This is a genomic window from Flavobacteriales bacterium, assembly GCA_020635395.1.
GTDB lineage: Bacteria > Bacteroidota > Bacteroidia > NS11-12g > UBA9320 > UBA987.
Map to the genome: position 1 here is coordinate 23823 of JACJZV010000001.1, position 19404 is coordinate 43226.

The 19404-nt window shown below is 40.0% G+C and carries 14 protein-coding genes; 8 read left to right on the top strand and 6 right to left on the bottom strand.

Annotated features, from left to right (window positions below; all coding sequences use genetic code 11):
* Positions 1 to 182 precede the first annotated feature (182 nt).
* From H6607_00100 to H6607_00110, 3 genes are all read left to right on the top strand, one after another.
* Positions 183 to 1568 carry a T9SS type A sorting domain-containing protein gene (locus H6607_00100; GenBank protein ID MCB9260766.1) on the top strand — a complete coding sequence of 462 codons (1386 nt, stop codon included), beginning with the start codon at positions 183 to 185 and terminating at the stop codon, positions 1566 to 1568.
* Positions 1569 to 1748: 180 nt separating this feature from the next.
* The gene (pbpC, locus tag H6607_00105) at positions 1749 to 3980 is read left to right on the top strand and encodes a penicillin-binding protein 1C (protein ID MCB9260767.1); all 2232 of its coding nucleotides are present in this window, start codon (positions 1749 to 1751) and stop codon (positions 3978 to 3980) included.
* 89 nt (positions 3981 to 4069) lie between these two features.
* Positions 4070 to 5110 carry a PA0069 family radical SAM protein gene (locus H6607_00110; GenBank protein ID MCB9260768.1) on the top strand — a complete coding sequence of 347 codons (1041 nt, stop codon included), beginning with the start codon at positions 4070 to 4072 and terminating at the stop codon, positions 5108 to 5110.
* Here H6607_00110 and hflB read toward each other — a convergent pair whose 3' ends face one another.
* The gene (gene hflB / locus H6607_00115; protein MCB9260769.1) at positions 5111 to 7150 is read right to left on the bottom strand and encodes an ATP-dependent zinc metalloprotease FtsH; all 2040 of its coding nucleotides are present in this window, start codon (positions 7148 to 7150) and stop codon (positions 5111 to 5113) included.
* Between the two features lie 312 nt (positions 7151 to 7462).
* Here hflB and kbl point away from each other — a divergent pair, with 312 nt between their 5' ends.
* The 5 genes from kbl (at position 7463) to H6607_00140 (ending at position 14349) form a co-directional block, all read left to right on the top strand.
* The gene (gene kbl / locus H6607_00120; GenBank protein MCB9260770.1) at positions 7463 to 8653 is read left to right on the top strand and encodes a glycine C-acetyltransferase; all 1191 of its coding nucleotides are present in this window, start codon (positions 7463 to 7465) and stop codon (positions 8651 to 8653) included.
* Positions 8653 to 9558, top strand: coding sequence for a 1,4-dihydroxy-2-naphthoate octaprenyltransferase (gene menA, locus H6607_00125; GenBank protein MCB9260771.1), 906 nt, complete (start codon positions 8653 to 8655; stop codon positions 9556 to 9558). The genes kbl and menA overlap by 1 nt, the downstream gene beginning before the upstream one ends.
* Before the next feature lie 3 nt (positions 9559 to 9561).
* Positions 9562 to 10578 carry an o-succinylbenzoate synthase gene (locus H6607_00130; protein MCB9260772.1) on the top strand — a complete coding sequence of 339 codons (1017 nt, stop codon included), beginning with the start codon at positions 9562 to 9564 and terminating at the stop codon, positions 10576 to 10578.
* 61 nt (positions 10579 to 10639) lie between these two features.
* Positions 10640 to 13540: a DEAD/DEAH box helicase gene (locus H6607_00135; GenBank protein ID MCB9260773.1), complete on the top strand. Its 2901-nt coding sequence runs from the start codon at positions 10640 to 10642 to the stop codon at positions 13538 to 13540.
* Between the two features lie 86 nt (positions 13541 to 13626).
* Positions 13627 to 14349 carry a T9SS type A sorting domain-containing protein gene (locus H6607_00140; GenBank protein MCB9260774.1) on the top strand — a complete coding sequence of 241 codons (723 nt, stop codon included), beginning with the start codon at positions 13627 to 13629 and terminating at the stop codon, positions 14347 to 14349.
* 61 nt (positions 14350 to 14410) lie between these two features.
* Here the strand turns inward: H6607_00140 and H6607_00145 are convergent, their stop codons facing one another.
* The 5 genes from H6607_00145 to H6607_00165 form a co-directional block, all read right to left on the bottom strand.
* A complete protein-coding gene (locus tag H6607_00145; protein MCB9260775.1) occupies positions 14411 to 15346 on the bottom strand; it encodes a GNAT family N-acetyltransferase in 936 nt (311 codons plus the stop codon).
* A 5-nt stretch (positions 15347 to 15351) separates the two neighbouring features.
* Positions 15352 to 16164, bottom strand: a complete 813-nt coding sequence (locus tag H6607_00150; protein MCB9260776.1) for a 1-acyl-sn-glycerol-3-phosphate acyltransferase — start codon at positions 16162 to 16164, stop codon at positions 15352 to 15354.
* Positions 16165 to 16360: 196 nt separating this feature from the next.
* The gene (locus H6607_00155) at positions 16361 to 17035 is read right to left on the bottom strand and encodes a DNA-3-methyladenine glycosylase 2 family protein (protein MCB9260777.1); all 675 of its coding nucleotides are present in this window, start codon (positions 17033 to 17035) and stop codon (positions 16361 to 16363) included.
* Complete coding sequence (gene lgt / locus H6607_00160) at positions 16972 to 17814, bottom strand: prolipoprotein diacylglyceryl transferase (protein ID MCB9260778.1); 843 nt, start codon at positions 17812 to 17814, stop codon at positions 16972 to 16974. Before lgt ends, H6607_00155 begins: the two co-directional genes overlap by 64 nt.
* Before the next feature lie 2 nt (positions 17815 to 17816).
* Complete coding sequence (locus H6607_00165) at positions 17817 to 19352, bottom strand: DUF853 family protein (protein MCB9260779.1); 1536 nt, start codon at positions 19350 to 19352, stop codon at positions 17817 to 17819.
* Positions 19353 to 19404 lie beyond the last annotated feature (52 nt).

Consider the following 19404-nt stretch of genomic DNA (forward strand, 5'->3'; position numbering starts at 1 on the left):
AAAAATTTTGGGCTTTTTATTAGAAGTCAATTTGAGTTAAAAATCAAAGTCAAAAGAAGGCCGTTCCTCCTTTTATTTGAGGCAGTTTACGATGCCATGGATACGTAAACCAAAGAAAATTTGATATATTTTTGCAACGTTTTAAAATGCCTTCGTCTTAAAGGGTATAGAAAACTAAAAAAATGAAAAGTCTTTACAAATCTGTTTTATTTACTGTTGGTATGATGATTGGGGCTTTTGCCTTTGGGCAAACCACCGTTTCATCCATTATTTCATCAAATCAAACATGGACCGCCGCCGGAAGCCCATACTTGCTCTCTTCAAATGCTCTGATTGAACAAGGGGTAACTGTAACGGTTGAGCCGGGAACAATCATTCAAGGTGGAACAAGTCTATATAGACTTATTGTTGATGGCGAGTTTAAAGCAATCGGGAAAAAGGATTCGGCCATAACCATCAAAAAAATTACTGTAGAATTTAGCAAAAAAGCTGTTGACTATGATTCATCATCAAAAACGGGGTCACAATTTCAATATGTTTATTTTGAAGGCAGCAGCACTGGTGGCGATCGAAGTATTTATACCACAAGCACCTCGCTATTGGTAAGAAATTGTAAGTTTATCGATGGTTACTACAATATTTATGCTTATTCAAGCTATCCGGATACTATTGATGTTTTTATTGAAAATTCTGTTTTCAGAGGGGTTACCAATAAATATGGTTATGCATGTTATGCATCTGGGGGTAATATCAGATTGTTTATGACCGATTGTTATGCCGACAATTTGTATGGAATGTATTTGCCTTATACGGCAACCATTATTCGATCAAGTTTTAACAACATGTCCTCATACAATGCCATTTATGCTTCCAATATCCGAAAACTGAAATTGCAGTGTAACTCATTTACCAACTTCCCAAATACTGTTTTGAATCTTTATTTTGGAAAAGATGCGGAGGTAGAAATTACTCAAAACACTTTCGATTCAGGTGCTTACTTTATGTCGATTGGTAGCTACAAACCTGCCAAATTTGTTGTCGAAAACAATAATTTCCTGTTTGCTACTAAAAATACGATAAAAATTTCTGGTGGTAGTACACCCGGAAAAGCAGATACTCTAAATTTCAAAAATAACTATTGGGGAACTACCAATGCAGCGGCTATATCAGGTGGCATCTGGGATTTTGCAGATGATATAACTATTGGCGGATATGTTGATTATTCAAACTATTTGTCGGCAGCCCAAACTACTTGCAGTCTTGGAGGCACCATCGGCGGAGCAGATACATCCTCTATTCATGGCGGACAAGTAGCCGTTCAAAATATTCAAAACACTCGGGTTAAAATGTATCCGAACCCTGCCAGCAATCAGGTTCATTTCGATTTTAATGGTGAAAAAATTTCAACCATCAGAATGTTTGACCTACAAGGCAAATTGATTGTTGAAGAATCTGTTTTGAATAATAATCATACACTTTATCTTAATTCTATAAACGATGGGCTTTATCTACTCGAATTGAGTGGAGACAACAAAGTTGCCCAGCAAAAATTGGTCGTAAAACACTAAATTTTAATCACCCTTAAAAATGCGGCTCGCCACTGGCGAGCCGTTTTTTTTTCGTTTAATCAAAAAATCAACACGTTTTAATCAAATTCGATTTTCGAATAATAACATCCACTTCTTGCCTCAAAACTTCGACTCATATTTGAACTTGATATGTTGGCATTGCGAAGAATACCGAGAATAATGAAGTGGATAAAGAGAATGTTCTGGTTTGTCTTTATATACTTTTGGTTTTGTTTGCCTTCCAACCTGTTTGAAAACCAATATTCTACAGTTTTGGAAGATTCAAAGGGAAGCGTTTTGGCGGCTCATATTGCCCCTGATGGCCAGTGGCGGTTTCCGCTGAATGACAGCATTTCAGACAAATTTAAAACAGCACTCATCGAATTTGAGGATAAACATTTTTACAACCATTGGGGCATCAGTATCAGAGCAATTTCAAGAGCCATGCTTCAAAATATACAGGCAAAAAGAGTCGTGAGTGGGGGTAGCACCATCAGCATGCAAGTTATTCGGTTGAGCAGGGAGCGAAAAGGAAGATTTATTGGAGATAAATTGCTTGAAATGCTCATGGCTTTGAGGTTGGAAACCAAATTTACAAAACAAGAAATTTTAAATCTTCATGCATCTCATGCACCTTTTGGGGGCAATGTAGTTGGCCTGGAAGCGGCCAGTTGGCGATATTTTGGCCACAATTCTTTTCAACTTTCGTGGGCAGAAGCTGCCACATTAGCTGTGTTGCCCAATGCACCTTCACTAATGCATCCGGGCAAAAACAGAACGGCTCTAAAATCGAAAAGAGACAGGCTTTTAAAAAAAATGTTTGAAAAAGGTCTTTTAAATAAATGGGAGTATGAAACCGCTCTGGTTGAACCCTTGCCCGAAAAACCAAAGCCATTGCCGCAGACAACACCGCATTATATGGCCAAACTTTCTTTAAACGGTAAAGCAGGACAAAGAACCATAACAAACATTGACGCGTTGCTTCAACAATCTGTTAATGAAGTGGTTAAGAGGCATTATGAGGTTAATATTCAAAAAAATATTGCCAATATGGCGGTGGTAGTGTTGGATGTAAAGACTCAACAAACGTTGGCCTATGTTGGCAATACACCGTGCGATGCTCGACACCAGAATGCAGTAGATATAGCATCTTCTCCACGGAGCACAGGAAGCATTTTAAAACCGTTTTTATATGCCAAAGCCATGCAAAATGGTCAAATTACGCCCAAAATGTTGCTGGCCGATTATCCTACCCGAATAAATGGCTATTCTCCCCAAAACTATGAAGAATCGTATGATGGAATGGTGCCAGCCTCACAAGCATTGGCTCGGTCGCTCAATATTCCTGCCGTTCGGTTGCTTAGCGAATATGGTGTTACCCGATTTAAAGAAAACCTCAACGAAATTGGTTTAACAACTCTTTTTAGGCCGGCAGATGATTACGGATTGTCGCTCATTTTGGGTGGAGCCGAGGCCAATTTAATGGAACTGAGTCGTGCTTATTCCGAATTATCTCGTGCAACACAAGGCATTGGCAATGAAACAAAATTTGACAGAGCAGTTGCCTATGAAGTTCTGTCGGCAATGGCCTCCGTAAATCGACCCAAAGTGGAAATGTATTGGACTCGATTTGACGATAAGCAAAAAATTGCATGGAAAACCGGAACAAGTTTCGGTGCCAGAGATGCTTGGGCTATTGGCCTTACCACGGATTATGTGGTGGCGGTCTGGGTAGGCAACGCCACCGGAGAGGGTGTGCCGGGTATGACAGGCAGCAGCACTGCCGCTCCTGTTTTGTTTGATGTTTTTCAATTGTTGCCCAAATCTAAATGGTTTGTGCAGCCTATGGCAAGCATGAGCTACGTAAAATTGTGCAAAGAGAGTGGGCAAAGGGCTGGGCAGCATTGCAGTAATGTTCAAGAACAACTGATTCCGAAGACGTGTTTAAAGGCACGTTCCTGCAGTTTTCACAAACTTATTTCGGTGTCAAAAATTACGAACGAACGGGTTTACAACAACTGCGAAAAGCCTCACAACATTGTTCAAAAATCTTGGTTTGTGTTGCCTCCACCTGCCGAGAAATATTATAAAGCCAACCATCCGGATTACATTCCTTTGCCAAGCTTTAAGAAGGGGTGCGACCAAACTCCGGACAATTTGGAGATAATTTATCCCACCAAAAACAGCACCATTACCATTCCGGTTTTGCTGAGTGGAGAACTCGGAAAAATTGTTTTGGAGGCAGTACATAGACAGGAAAACGCAGAATTATTTTGGTATATAGACCATCAATTTATTCAAACCACCAAAACCGTGCATCAAATGGAGGTGCAACCCCCAAAAGGCAAACACCTGCTCACCGTTACCGATGAGCAGGGGCAAACAGAAAGCAGATTTTTTTGGGTGGAGTAGAGGAAATATCTGTTGAAAACCCAACACTCCCAACCCCATTTCTCCACGTTTTTTGATTGGTTGAGTTTTGCAAAGTACATTTGGAGTAAATGATAACAGGTAGAGGCAGTTCCATTAATTCAAACAATCGGTTTGCACAGCATCAGTATTCGGCTGATGAGGGCGAACGTTTGGAGGATGTGGGCATTGGCCAAAGTAAGTTTATCGAGATTTTCCCTAAAACCATTGTCAATCCGGTTATCAGTCCGGATGTGCCTTTGAAGTGGAGCTTAAACCCATATCAAGGGTGTGAGCATGGCTGCACTTATTGCTATGCCCGTCCAACGCATGAATATTGGGGCTATAGCGGAGGTGTGGATTTTGAACAAACGATTTTGGTAAAGAAAAATGCTGCCGAATTGCTCCGAAAAAAATTTGATAGTAAAAACTGGAAAGGCGAGGCCATCATGTTTAGCGGCAATACCGATTGCTATCAGCCCATTGAGCGGAAATTGCAAATAACTCGCCAGCTTTTGGAAGTTTGCAATCAGTACAAAAACCCTGTGGGCATAATAACCAAAAACAGTTTGGTGGCTCGAGATATTGATATTTTGGGCGAAATGGCCAGCAGAAACCAAGTGCAGGTGGTGTTAAGCATAACCTCCTTGCAAGAAAAAGTTAGAAGAATTTTAGAACCAAGAACGGCTTCGGTAAAAAGCAAGCTGCAAACCATTGAGCAACTTTCGGCTGCCAAAATACCTGTGGCTGTGATAATGGCACCAATTATTCCGGCAATAACCAGCCACGAAATTATGGATATGGCAAAGGCTGTTTCCAAAGCAGGTGCAACCTCGCTGAGTTATACCATTGTGCGTCTAAACGGGTGTGTTGAAGAGCTTTTTACCGATTGGTTAGGCCGCCATTTCCTAGATAGAAAAAACAAAGTGTTGACCCAAATAGCCGATTGTCATGGGGGGAGCGTGCAAGACCAACGGTTTAAAACCCGAATGAAGGGAGAAGGCAATTTCGCTGAATTAATTCATCAACAATTCAAATTGGCATGCAAAAAATACAACCTGAACAAACAAGAATTGCCCTTGAATGAAACCGCTTTTCATCGTTTTAATGCTCAGACAAGTTTGAATTTTTAATTATTCTTCCTCGTCTGTTTTTGCTTCCGAAGTTATTTCCGAAGAAATCATTTCAACCTTATTTGGAGCAGGTTGTTCGGCATCCTTTTCAAAGGGACGCGGGCCAAAAATGGCCTCCAAATCTTCCTTAAAAATAACTTCTTTTTCCAATAGTTTATCTGCCAATTGATTTAGCTGCTCTTTCTTTTTTGAAAGAATATCAATAGCACGTTTATATTGTTGGTCGGTTAGTTTTTTCATTTCTTCATCAATCATGGCGGCAGTTTTTTCGCTAAATGGCTTTGTAAAACCTTCGCTTAGATTGTAGTAAGAAATATTTCCGATTTCATCATTCAAACCATAAATAGACACCATGGCCATAGCCTGACGGGTAACTTTTTCCAAATCACTCAATGCTCCGGTGGATATTTTGCCAAAAGTAACCTGTTCGGCAGCACGACCTCCAAGTGTTGCACACATCTCATCCAATATTTGTTCGGTGGTGGTTATCTGCCGTTCTTCGGGCAAATACCAAGCCGCACCCAAGCTTCTACCACGTGGCACGATGGTAACTTTTACCAACGGATTGGCGTGTTCGCAGAACCAGCTCACGGTGGCATGACCCGCTTCGTGCACTGCAATGGTTCGTTTTTCTTCGGGAGTTATGATTTTATTTTTCTTTTCTAATCCACCAATAATTCGGTCAACAGCATCTAAAAAGTCTTGCTTTTCTACCACCGATTTATTTTTTCGTGCGGCAATCAAAGCGGCTTCGTTGCACATATTGGCAATATCGGCACCGCTAAATCCTGGTGTTTGCTTTGCCAAAAAATCTCTATCTAAATTGGGTTCTACTTTTATTGGTTTTAGATGCACCTCAAAAATGGCTTTACGTTCGTTCAAATCTGGCATGTCTGCAAAAATTTGTCTGTCGAAGCGTCCGGCACGCAACAAAGCAGAGTCCAATACATCCACACGGTTTGTGGCAGCCAAAATAATCACACCGCTGTCGGTTCCAAAACCATCCATTTCGGTTAAGAGTTGATTTAATGTATTTTCACGCTCATCGTTGGCACCTTGAAACGTGTTTTTACCTCTGGCTCGACCAATAGCATCAATCTCGTCAATAAAAATAATGCAAGGTGCTTTTTCTTTGGCTTGACGGAACAAATCTCTTACCCTCGAAGCCCCCACACCCACAAACATCTCCACAAAATCAGAACCTGACAGTGAGAAAAACGGCACATTGGCCTCACCTGCCACGGCTTTAGCCAATAGAGTTTTACCTGTTCCGGGAGGGCCAACAAGCAATGCCCCTTTTGGAATTTTTCCACCCAAGTCGGTATATTTTTTGGGGTTTTTAAGGAAATCAACAATTTCCATAACCTCCACTTTGGCTTCTTCCATGCCGGCAACATCGGCAAATGTTACATTTACCTTCGTGTTTTTGTCAAAAAGTTGAGCCTTCGATTTTCCAATGTTAAATATTTGACCAGCACCACCAGCACCACCAGCTCCTCCCATTCTTCGCATCATCAAATACCAAAATCCGAACAGCAAACCGAAAAAGATAATCCAATTGAAATATTGATTAAAATCTTCGCGAGTTTTTGGGGTGGCAATAATGTGGGGGGCATCAGCAATATCTTTCTGAGCATTTTCCATCTGCTCGGTAAAAGTTTTGTAGTCGCCAATATCGTCAATAAAAAAGTCGGGTGCATCTTCCGAAAAAGAGTTTACGCCTCTGGCTCGTTCTTTCTCTTTGTATTTGTCAAGTTTTTTGGCAGAATCAGTAAGATATACCAGCACTTCTTGACGATTTACGATTTCAATTTTCTTTACGTCTTGGTTTTTGAGCATATCAGACAGCTCATTGATGGTGGTTTCTGAGCCTCTGCCCGGACGCATAAACAACATGCCCAAGAAAATGAGAGCTAAGGCAATAAATATCCAATTGAAATTGAATCTTGGAGTTTTTAAACCACCTCCCTGATTTCCGGAAGGGTTATTCTCGTCTTTTTTTACCACAATTTTGGGTTTTTGATTGCTTTGTTCTGCCATGCAATTTTATTCTTTACTCTTGACCACTACCGCCAAAAGAGCGGCAAATGTAACATTATTTTAGGCCAATACTATGCAAACCAACAAAGGGCAAAAAGGTTGGTTGGATAGACGAAATTGTTATTTTTTCGGATGAGGGTGGTGTGGCAATTTTTGGTTGATGGTAAAACGCCGAACTAAATGGCAATTTTCGGATAAGATTATTGTTGCATTCGAGTAAAATGGTAGAACTTCTTGAGCAAATTATTTTGTATTACAATTTGTCAAATCATCCAATTCAAAAAAATATAATTTTGCTCCAAAATACATCTTATGTTCGATACCCTAAAACCCGCTCTGACAAAAGAGCTTGAAAACATAAAAGAAGCCGGACTTTATAAAAATGAACGCATCATTGCCACCCCGCAAGCAGCCGATATTAAATTGGCGGATGGCAAAGAGGTGATAAATTTCTGTGCAAATAATTATTTAGGTTTATCAAGCCACCCGAAAGTGGTGGAAGCAGCTAAAAAGGCTATTGACACGCATGGCTACGGAATGTCTTCGGTTCGATTTATCTGCGGAACACAGGATATACATAAAGAATTGGAGCTAAAAATTTCTGAATTTTTGGGTACGGAAGATACCATTTTGTATGCGGCCGCTTTTGATGCAAATGGTGGTGTATTTGAACCCATTTTTGGCGAAAACGATGCAATAATTAGTGATGCTCTAAACCATGCCTCCATTATTGATGGTGTGCGACTTTGCAAGGCTGCAAGGTATAGATACAACCACAATGACATGGCCGATTTGGAAAGATGCCTTCAAGAAAGTCAAAATGCAGAAAATAGAATCATTGTAACGGACGGTGCTTTTAGTATGGACGGCACAGTGGCTCAATTAGATAAAATTGTAGAACTTGCAGAAAAGTACAAAGCCCTAATTATGATTGACGAATGTCATGCCAGCGGCTTTATGGGCAAAACGGGGCGAGGTACACATGAACACTGCGGTGTGATGGGTAAAATTGACATCATAACCGGAACATTGGGCAAGGCCTTGGGCGGTGCCTCTGGGGGTTTTACTTCGGGTAGAAAAGAAATAATTGACATGTTGCGACAACGGTCAAGACCTTATTTGTTTAGCAACACGGTGGCTCCGAGCATTGTTGGAGCAAGCATTGCAGTGTTGAATATGCTTAGCGAAACAACCGATTTGCGTGATAAACTGCACGAAAATACTTCCTACTTCCGTGAAAAAATGACCGAAGCGGGGTTTGATATAAAACCGGGTGTTCACCCCATTGTTCCTATCATGCTATACGATGCAAAATTATCGCAGGTATTTGCCGAAAAATTGTTGGAAGAAGGTATTTATGTCATTGGATTTTACTTTCCGGTAGTTCCAAAGGGTCAGGCCAGAATAAGGGTGCAAGTGAGTGCCGGACACGACCGCCATCATTTGGATAGAGCCATAAATGCATTTGTAAAAATTGGCAAAGAACTGGGTGTAATTAGCTAATGCTCAAAGCTTTTGTCAAAGCAGCTCGGTTACGCACATTGCCGTTGGCCATTGGTTCTATAGCCATGGGATCTGCCTTGGCATCCTTTTTTTATCAGCATAGTTGGAAGATTACGTGGTTGGCAACTCTAACCGCCATTTTGCTGCAAATTCTTTCAAATTTTGCAAACGACTACGGCGATTTTAAAAAAGGGACAGACGACAAAACCCGCACTGACAGGGCATTGGCATCGGGTGGTTTATCTGAAAAGCAGATGAAAAATGCCTTAATTGTTACGGCTGTTTTGTCAACCGTGGTGGGCGTTTGGCTGCTTTTTTCGGCTTTTAAAAATATTAATCTAAGCTTCATAATTTGGCTATTTATTGGCTTTATGGCTATTGCTGCTGCCATAAAATATACCGCCGGAAAAAGTGCTTATGGCTATCGGGCTTTGGGAGATTTGGCCGTGTATCTTTTCTTCGGTTTAGTGGCAGTTTTGGGTGTTTATGTGCTTCATACCAATGATTTAGGTCGAAATTTTTATGTAAGCATTTTACCTGCATCGGCTGTAGGGTTGATGGCTACCGGCATCTTAAACATCAACAATATCAGAGATATTGAGGGCGACAAAGCCAACGGAAAAATTACTCTTGCCGTATTGCTCAAAAAAAGAAATGCAGAAGTTTATCAGCTCATTTTATATGTACTCTCTTTTGGGTTGATGTATCTCTTTTTTGACAAAACATCGGGTCGGGTTTCCTTTTTGTTTTTGCTATTAGTTATCCCTTATTTTGTGTTATGGCTTCGTTTAAAATCATTATCAAACAACGGGACAATGCGACCAACATATAATAAACTACTAAAAATCAATGTATTACTAAACTTGGTTTGGGTGGCGGTGTGTTGCTTTTTATTGCTTTTTTAAACCATGATCTACTCCATATCAAAGCATATTTTAACCTTTAAAAAACCTGCCAAAACCAGCCGAAATACTTTTTTGGAGCGGGAAATTTATCTTGTAAAGTTTGAAGAAAATGGTTTAAAGGGAATAGGCGAAGCCGCACCATTGGCCAAACTTAGCATAGATGATGTAGAAAATTATGAAGAAATGCTGCATCATTTTTGCCAACAAATTTGCGAGGGGGGGCAACTACAAGAACTGGATTTGGAGAGATTTCCATCTATAAAATTTGGACTTGAAACTGCATTACTAAATCTAAAACAACAACAAGCCAATAAGATTTTTGACTGCTCGTTTTTTGCCGGAAAACCAATCAAAATAAATGGATTGGTTTGGATGAATGAGTTAGAAGCCATGTATGATGAGGCTTTGCAAAAAATTGAATCCGGGTTTTCGTGCATCAAATTTAAAGTTGGCACACACGATTTTGATGCAGAGTGTAGATTGTTAGAAAAAATTAGGAAGCAGTTTTCTACATCAAAAGTAGAAATACGGCTTGATGCAAACGGAGCTTTTCTGGTGGATGAGGCACTCATTCAATTGAAAGAGTTAGCCAAATTTGACATACACAGTTTGGAGCAACCCATTAAAAAAAGCTCAGAGCCTGAGTGGGACAGTTTGGCTAAAATTTGCCACGAATCGGCCATTGATATTGCCCTTGATGAAGAACTTATTGGATTGAATATCAATATTTATGGAGAAAAACTAATCAACCAAACAAAGCCCAAATACCTTATTTTAAAACCCAACTTGATTGGTGGTTTTGATGCAGCAGACCATTGGGTAAAACTTGCTAAAAAGCACGAAATAGACTGGTGGGCTACATCGGCTTTAGAAAGTAATGTTGGGCTAAACGCCATTGCACAATGGGTGAGCCAATACGACACCAAAATGCCCCAGGGTTTGGGTACAGGAAGCTTATATGAAAACAACATTGCAATGCCATTGCAAATTGTTTCCGAATTTCTCCGATACAACGTTTGATATTTGACAACAAACCAAACAATCTTCTTAATTTCGCCCTCTTAGCTTTATTGCATTTAGCATGAGAATTTCGGCCCAGGCTTCGTTTGATATTGTTTATTCCATTTCGGTTCACCCACAATTGGGGCCGGTGGTAGAACCCTATATTGTGGAGCTTACAAGTGCCGGAAACCTATCTATGGTTAACCAAAAAGTACACTCTATAAATGCAGACTATTTCGACAAAAAGCTGGATGAAAATGATTACAAGGCCATAAAGCTTTTGGATGAATGTTCGCCAGAGTTTATAACCAAAAAATTCAGCAAAATAGCCAAAATTAAACCTCGCGATTTTTTTGAAAAACAGTTTGATGACCAACTTTTTCAAAAGAGAATTAGGCCACACATAGAAAAAAAATTGGCCGAAGCATTGGAGTTGATTCGAAACAAAAAACTATACTTTACCTATTTCAACAATATTGTTTATCAACCCATAGAGTGGGCAACAGAATCGGCATCTGTACTGTTTCATTTAAGAAGAAATGAAACCAATACGCACTATTTTGCTACGGTTAAATACAACAATCATCGACTTCATTTTAGTCAAAACAATTCGTTGATTTTGTCCACCTCTCCATGTTTTTTAATGGCGGGTAACATGCTGCTACACTTCGAAAATGATTTTGACGGAGCCAAGATAAAACCGTTCATCAGTCGAAAATTCATTGAAATTCCACGGGCTTCAGAAGAGCAGTATTTTAAAAAATTTGTGGTTCCACTGCTCGAAAAAAACGATGTATATGCTGTTGGGTTAGAAATTGTAACAGAGCGGCACGAAGCATCGCCGGTAATTAAACTTACGCGACTTTTGGATGGCAGTTTTGGGGTTGTTTTGGCCTTTAACTATGGCATTCACGAATTTCCGTATCACTCACTAAAAAAAGTGTCCGTCAGCCTGCATAAAACAGGTGATTCTTATATATTTAAACGAATTAAAAGGAGCAGCCAGTGGGAGGAAATTAAAAAACAAACCCTCGAAATGTATGGTTTGCATCAGGTGGCGGGTTCTGAATTTAGTTTCGAAAATGCCACCAGCGAGCATTCTGTAGTGGAATGGGCAGTTCAGAACAAAGAAAATTTGCTGAAAGCAGGGTTTCGAATCAAACAGAATTTTAGCCAAGAATACAGCTTGGAAGAGTCATCTATGCACTTGGTGGCCAGCATGCACGACGATTGGTTTGATGTGCATGCCAAAATTATTTTGGGGGGAATAGAAGTATCGATAAAAGCACTGAGGGCGGCCATAAAAAAGGGAACAAACGTGTATATGTTGCCTAATGGAGAGGTGGCCGTAATACCTCAAAAATGGATTGATCAGATTCAAGGTTTGGCTCTTTTTTCTCAATCAGAAGATGAGCTAAAGCTGAAAAAGCAGCACATTGGTATTGTTGAACCATTGCTTCGAGGGAATGATTTGGCAGAAACCAAAAATCAGTTTATTGGAGTGCAAGATGTTGAATTGCCATTGGGTTTTGAAGGTCAACTTCGACCCTACCAAAAAGCAGGTTTCAACTGGCTTTATTTTTTGTATCGAACAAGGCTGGGGGGCTGTTTGGCCGACGACATGGGATTGGGAAAAACGGTGCAATCGCTGGCATTTCTTCAAAAAATAAAAGAAGAATCGGGTGGTGCGGAAAATCAGGAGCATCAGGGCCAAACGGAGCTTTTTTCGAGCAACGAAAAACGAAAAACAAGTTTATTGGTGGTGCCAACCTCACTGATATACAATTGGGTGGTTGAGGCAAAAAAGTTTACCCCTGATTTAAAAATATTGCGTCACGTTGGGCTGGAAAGGCAAAAGCATACTTCTTTTTTTTCAAAATACGATTTGGTTATTACCACCTATGGCACTGCCCGAAACGACATGGATTTTTTAAAAAACTTTCATTTTGAAATTGTCATTTTAGATGAAAGCCAATTTATAAAAAATCCAACCTCGCAATTGGCAAAAAAGATAAACTTGCTTCAGGCACAGTTAAAAATAACCCTTACCGGAACACCAATAGAAAACACGATTACAGATTTGTGGAGTCAAATGAATTTTGTGAATGCCGGATTGTTGGGCAATTACAAATTTTTTGAAAAACAGTTTGTACAACCTATTGAAAAACAATTTGATATAGTAAAATCAGAGCAACTGCAACAAATCATAAAACCATTTGTGATGCGGCGAACCAAAATGCAGGTGGCCACCGATTTGCCACCCAAAACCGAACAAATTGTGTATTGCGACATGACCGAATTGCAACAAGACATCTACGAAAAAACAAAATCAACCTATCGAAATATGATTTTGGATTCGGTGCAAAAAAATGGTTTGGCAAAATCAAGAATACAGCTGTTGGCCGGTTTGACTAAACTTCGCCAAATAGCCAACCACCCGTTGTTGGACAACCCCGATTATGAAGGAGATTCTGGCAAGTTTGAACAAATCGAGCAAATGCTTTTCACTGCTTTAGAAGAAAATCATAACCTGCTCATTTTTTCTCAATTTGTGGGTCATTTGTCTTTGGTAGAAAATCTGTTGAAACAAAACGAAATTGATTACTCGTATTTGGATGGCTCAACCCCCCAAATGCAACGAAAAAAGGAAGTGGAGAGGTTTCAGAATAATGAAAAACGGGTGTTTTTAATTTCATTAAAAGCCGGCGGTTTTGGGTTGAATTTAACCGCTGCCGATTATGTGTTTTTGTTAGACCCCTGGTGGAATCCGGCGGCAGAAAATCAGGCCATTGATAGAACACACCGCATTGGCCAAACACAAAATGTTTTCAGTTATAAATTTGTTACCAACAACTCGGTGGAAGAGAAGATAATAGGGCTTCAAAACCGCAAAAAGGAGCTAAGCAATTCGCTTATAAAAACCGAAGAGTCATACATAAAACAGGTCACTTTGGAGGACATTGAGCAAATATTTGGTTAAAACGGTTTGGTTTTTGACAAAAGAATACGCAACTTGCCCCTTTAAATTCTAAAAAAATGAGAAAGTTTTACTTTATTGGATTCTTAATGTTTGTTCTGGCAAACGCAGCGTTTGCACAAAGAACGATTGATTGGTCGGTGGATGAAATTATATCTCCAACCCAATTGGCAAGTACAGCCTCAAATACGACAGCAATAAATGTTCAAGCTGTTTTAAAGTTGGTTTCCGGTGATTCTGCTTATGTTGGAGATACGGTTGGATATCAAACTGTTATTAGAAACATAAATGATCAAGTTCTTGTGGCAATCCCCAACGGCACACTTTATGTTAAATTGTTGACAAAAAATATGGGTGTTGGAGATACCATGCACTTAAATGCCAATTATAACTTGTCGGTTGGAATTAATGCATCTGCAAATATTAAGTTGCAAGTTTCGAGTCTGCTAATCAACAGAGGTACTATAAACCCCATCAGCTTGGAGACCACCACTAATGCAAACAATTTGGCAACAGCAAATATTATTTGGTATGACAAACATGGCTGGGGAGTAGGTGTTGAAGAAGTTGCCCAAAATGGTCTTTCGGTTTACCCAAACCCTGCATCAAGTTTAGTGAAAGTGTCAAGTTTGTTTGTCTCTAACTCTTCAAGTAAAATTAAGATTGTTGACCTACAAGGTAGAGTAGTATTGGAAAAAGAGCTTGACTCTACAAACAGTGTTGACGTATCTTCTTTAAATGCAGGAATGTACGTTGTTGAAGTTGTAAGTGGTGATATTCGTTCTACCGAAAAGCTTCAAATTGTGAGATAAGAAAAATTTAATTTGATAAATAAAACCCGGCGAAAGTCGGGTTTTTTTGTGCCTTCATTTTTCAAGATTTTAAATATGTGTCAACGTGCCGTTTCTTTTTTTCGGGATAAATATCGTTGATAGTAACCAAAATTCCGGTTTCTTCCACATCGCCAAAATCAGGGTTTAAGGCCGTCCCAAAACACTTCATTGTGGGCGAAAGCTGCATATAATTGTTTATAAGTGGCGGGATGTTTTCATTTCTATCCCGAACAAATTTGGTCAATACCCGATGGGCTTCTTTAAAGTCTAACGATTTTATTTCATCCACAAAAGCCGAAATTTGGGTCTGAATTTCTAAAGGTCTTTTTGGAACAACCATGTGTTTATGGTCGGCAAAAAAGTGATTCATAAAGGCCAAAATAGCATCTCTTCCTTGCCTGTCAAAATTTGAATACATGGTGACTTTTCCAAAAAAATGCCTGATATGCGGATAGTCGATGGTGATAGCCCCCAAACCATCCCACAAATTATCGAGAGCAAAAATGCCCTTTCTTGAACCATTGCCCGGTTGAAAATTGGGCTGAACCCAACTTCTTCCAAGTTCAATGGTGTAGGGTAAATAATCTTTTACAAATTCATCAGAAAAATGAAAATAATGAGCGGTAGAAAGCTCTAACGGATTGGTTTTGAGTACGGTTGAGCAATCAATAAACCGATATCCTCCAATAATTTCTTCGGCCTCGGGTGCCCACAAAACAAGCTGTTGGTAGCAATGCTCAGAAGTGTCATTTTCATCAATATCCACCGCATTGCCCGTGCCACCACCGGCAGAGGCAAAAGTTACCTCCCGCAATCGGCCAATTTCTTGCATCACATTGGGGCTGTTGTGATGGTTTATTACATAAATCTCGTTGTCTCCTTTGTTGGTAATACGCACAAAACGTTCTTTTGAAAGTTCTGATTTAAGAACCTCAACAGGCACCGGAGCCGCGATATAATCTAAATTTAAACTCATTGATTTTATGCCTGCAATTTATAAACTTCTTTTTTAACCCAATCTGCCCAATTTTGGTCTGTTTTTGAGCCGTCAAACGTAGTGTGGGGCAGGGGTTTCCCAAAGGTAATACGAATGGTTTGATTTTTTTGTTTGAACAGTTCATTTATCAAAAAGAGCATTTCGATATTGGCTTTAATACCGAGAAATTGCCTGAAACGTGCCAAACCATAAAAAAAGTTGCTCAATTTGCCATCAATAAAAACCGGAATTACTGATTTTTCATACTTTTTAGCTCGGGTGATAAAGGTTTTTTTCCAATGCAAATCCTCCACTTTCCCATGTATTTTCCGACTAACTAATCCTGCTGGAAAAATAAAGACCATCTTGTCTCCCGAAAAAACATCATCCACTTGTTGCAGGGAAGATGCCGCATTTCCACCGTGTTTGTTAACCCCGACAAAAAGGTCTTCGAGGTTTTTTAAATTAAGTAGTATGTCGTTTACAATAAATTTAATATCGGTTCGATGATGGCTTAGGGCATCTACCATTGTCAGGGCATCCATGCCACCCAACGGATGGTTTCCCACCATAATCAATCCGCCAGTGGGAGGTACATTTTCGAGTCCAGAAACAAGTAGTTTAAGGTTAAAACGCTGGATAATTTCTCGGCAAAATGCCTCATTTTTGAGCGAGGCATTTTCGCGAACAATGGCATTAATTTCGTCTTGATGTAGTATTTTTTTTAGATAAGAAAGCACAAAACCCGGCAATCGTTTTAGCAATTTCGGATTTTTTTCGGCTATTACCCGCTCAACATCAAAGAATGAAACATCCATAACTTGTAAGATGTTGGCGAAGTTATTAATAAGAAATTAATTGCAGCGTTCGGAGCTGCTTTTTTCACTGGTAGTTTGGCTTATTTGCCGTAAACGTTTTTTTTTAATTTGGTTCGGTAAAATTATAACGAAAATTCAGATCAAATCAGACGAAACCTCCAAAAACGTATTCTCAATCTCCCAAATGAACTAAAACTTAAAGATTTGATTTCCAGAGGTATTTGCAAGCCAAGCTGCGGTATGGTTTCCATGCCTCGCTCAGTTTTTCCATGTCGGTTTTTAACGCTTTTTTTTCTGAAGTAAGTTTATACCAGTGTTTTATTTTGGTTTGAATACCGAGGTCGTCTATCGGGAAAACATCAGGTCTATCAAGCGGAAACATCAATACCATTTGAACAGTCCATTTTCCAACACCCGAAATTTGGGTTAAATAGTGGATGATTTCATCATCCGATTTTTGCAAAAGATAATCGAATGAAAGGGTGTTTTGCAACGAAAAGTGGGCGACATTTTTGAGGTATTTAAGCTTTTGCCAACTTAAACCCACGGCTCGCAAATCTTCGTCGGCACATAGAATTATCTCTTTAGCCGTAGGGTTGCCTTCGGGAAACAAATCGGTGAATCGTTTCCAGATAATGTCGGCAACTTTTATAGACAGCTGTTGCGAGACAATGCTTTCCAACAAAAACTGATAGATGTCAATGTTGGCGGTGGGTTGCGGATGATAATCTACCGAGGTAATAATTTTTGCCATTGTCGGGTCGGCAATGGCTAATTTGTTGGCTATTTCAGAATAAGGCAGCTCCATTAAACCTGATTGGTGGTCGATTTTGTTGGAAACCACAATTGATTTTCGTTGAGGTTTTTCCATCGAAACCAAACGATGGAGCAGAGAACAAAAATGACAATGGCTATAAACTGCGAATGGCTGAGTGAGCCGTTGAATAAAAAGCCACGCTCCTCATCGCCCCGATAAAGCTCGTTGATGGAGCGGCCAATGGCATACATAATCATATAAACCAACATCAGTTGTCCGGCAAATTTCTTGCGTTTTTCGAGCCAAAAAAGGGTGATAAAAATTATCAGATTTACGCCAATATCCATCAGTTGAGTGGGATAAAGCGGCACGTTTAACGGATTTGCAAGACTTTTTGGATTTGAAAAGGTTACACCCATCCAGTTGTTGCAAACCTTGCCATGACAGCACCCGGCCAAAAAGCAACCAACTCGACCAAAACCTTGGGCAATAGGGCCAACAAAGGCTACTATATCCAAAAATGGTCTTACAGGTATGTGGTGTTTTCGCAACCAGATTATCAGTGTAGGAATTACAAAAATAACCGAACCATAAAAAACAAAACCGCCACCTGCCAAGCGAAGAAGTTTGCCGGGTTCGGCCATATATTTGTCTATATCTTCTAAAAAGAAAAACAATTTGCCACCAACAAATCCGGCCAAAATAGCCCACATAAAAAAACTGGAAAGCTGGTCTTTGTCTATTCCAAATTTCTTTACACGTTTTAGCATAAACCAAAACGAGAGCATAATGCCCAAGGCAATCATAAAGCCATAACTATGAATGGTAATATGGTCGGGCAGAAATCCGGTTAAAAACTCTGGGGTTTTAAAACTAAAAATTTGAGGGTACATGCCTAAAATAATTTGCTTCTACGCGAAGATTTGATGCCCAACACGCCCAACAAACCACGGGTTACCTCTCTCATTACGGTGCGAGTAATGGAATGGTTGGCAATTTTCTCAAACGTCGATTTTTCAGGTCTTCTATGGGTTTTAGTTCCGGCCTCTTTTTGCTCGTTCTCCTCTTTTTCTTCAAGCTTTTCCAGCTTGGCAGAAAGCATTTCATAAGCACTTTCTCGGTCTATGGTTTCGCTGTATTTTCTTACCAATTTAGATTTGGACAATATCTCATCCTTTTCATTTTCGGTTATCACATCCATGCGAGACGACGGAGCAGTAAGTAATGTATGTACCAGTGGGGTGGGAATACCTTTTTCGTTTAATACTGAAATTATGGCCTCCCCAATTCCCAATTGGGTAAGTAATTCGTCGGTTTTGTAATAGTCACTCAACGGATAGTTTTCGGCAGTCAGTTTGATGGCTTTTCTATCTTTTGCCGTAAAAGCCCGAAGAGCATGCTGCACCTTCATACCCAATTGACTCAGCACTGCATCGGGCACATCGGTTGGGTTTTGCGTGCAAAAGAATAATCCAATGCCTTTTGAGCGAATCAGTTTTACAATGGTTTCAATTTGGTCGAGCAGGGCTTTACTGGCTTCGTTAAAAATAAGGTGTGCTTCGTCAATAAAAATAACCAATTCCGGTTGACCGCTATCGCCTTGTTCGGGCATTTTTTCATAAATTTCAGCCAGCAAGCACAACATAAATGTGCTAAAAAGCCGTGGTTTGCTTTGAATATCATCCAACCGAAGAATGTTGATATACCCCATTCCTTCGTCGTTGAGCCGCATCAAATCGTCAATTTCAAAACTCTTTTCGCCAAAAAATAAATCAGCACCTTGTTCTTCAATGGCCAGTAGGTTTCGCATGATAGCACCCACCGAAGCTGTGCTAACAAGGCCATATTCTTTTTCAATTTCGGCCTTGCCTTCATCGCTCACATATTGCAGCACTTTTCTGAAATCTTTGATATCGAGCAATGGTAGAGCATGGTCATCACAATATTTAAACACCAACGAAACTACTCCGCTTTGCGTGTCGTTCAGTTCTAAAATTTTGGAGAGTAGCACTGGGCCAAATTCGCTAATGGTGGCACGCATTCGCACACCATTTTGCTCGCTGATGGTCATCAATTCCACAGGGTATTTTCTGGCTTGCCATGGGCTTCCAATTTTGGCATGGCGTTCGTCAAACTTTGGGTTTTCGCTACCGGGTTGTGCAAGTCCGCTTAAATCGCCCTTAATATCCATTAACAATACCGGAACACCTTTTTCAGACAGTCGCTCGGCAATGTTTTGCAAGGTTTTGGTTTTTCCGGTACCGGTGGCTCCGGCAATTAAACCATGTCGGTTAAACGTTTTTAGTGGAGCCTTTACTTGATTGCCGTCAATGGCTTGCCCATCAAGCATGCTGGCACCCAACAAAATGCTATCGCCTTTAAAGGCATAACCCTGTTCAATTTCAGCTTTAAATTGTTCTGTCTTGCTCATTTTACTACCCAAAAGATGTTGGGCAAAGATATGGATTTAGGGGAAAGACCTG

Coding starts and splice junctions, on each gene's coding strand:
- hflB (MCB9260769.1), bottom strand. CDS start 7,150: ATGGCAGAACAAAGCAATCAAAAACCCAAAATTGTGGTAAAAAAAGAC.
- pbpC (MCB9260767.1), top strand. CDS start 1,749: ATGAAGTGGATAAAGAGAATGTTCTGGTTTGTCTTTATATACTTTTGG.
- H6607_00140 (MCB9260774.1), top strand. CDS start 13,627: ATGTTTGTTCTGGCAAACGCAGCGTTTGCACAAAGAACGATTGATTGG.
- H6607_00150 (MCB9260776.1), bottom strand. CDS start 16,164: ATGGATGTTTCATTCTTTGATGTTGAGCGGGTAATAGCCGAAAAAAAT.
- H6607_00155 (MCB9260777.1), bottom strand. CDS start 17,035: ATGGAAAAACCTCAACGAAAATCAATTGTGGTTTCCAACAAAATCGAC.
- kbl (MCB9260770.1), top strand. CDS start 7,463: ATGTTCGATACCCTAAAACCCGCTCTGACAAAAGAGCTTGAAAACATA.
- H6607_00145 (MCB9260775.1), bottom strand. CDS start 15,346: ATGAGTTTAAATTTAGATTATATCGCGGCTCCGGTGCCTGTTGAGGTT.
- H6607_00100 (MCB9260766.1), top strand. CDS start 183: ATGAAAAGTCTTTACAAATCTGTTTTATTTACTGTTGGTATGATGATT.
- H6607_00135 (MCB9260773.1), top strand. CDS start 10,640: ATGAGAATTTCGGCCCAGGCTTCGTTTGATATTGTTTATTCCATTTCG.
- H6607_00165 (MCB9260779.1), bottom strand. CDS start 19,352: ATGAGCAAGACAGAACAATTTAAAGCTGAAATTGAACAGGGTTATGCC.
- H6607_00130 (MCB9260772.1), top strand. CDS start 9,562: ATGATCTACTCCATATCAAAGCATATTTTAACCTTTAAAAAACCTGCC.
- lgt (MCB9260778.1), bottom strand. CDS start 17,814: ATGTACCCTCAAATTTTTAGTTTTAAAACCCCAGAGTTTTTAACCGGA.
- menA (MCB9260771.1), top strand. CDS start 8,653: ATGCTCAAAGCTTTTGTCAAAGCAGCTCGGTTACGCACATTGCCGTTG.
- H6607_00110 (MCB9260768.1), top strand. CDS start 4,070: ATGATAACAGGTAGAGGCAGTTCCATTAATTCAAACAATCGGTTTGCA.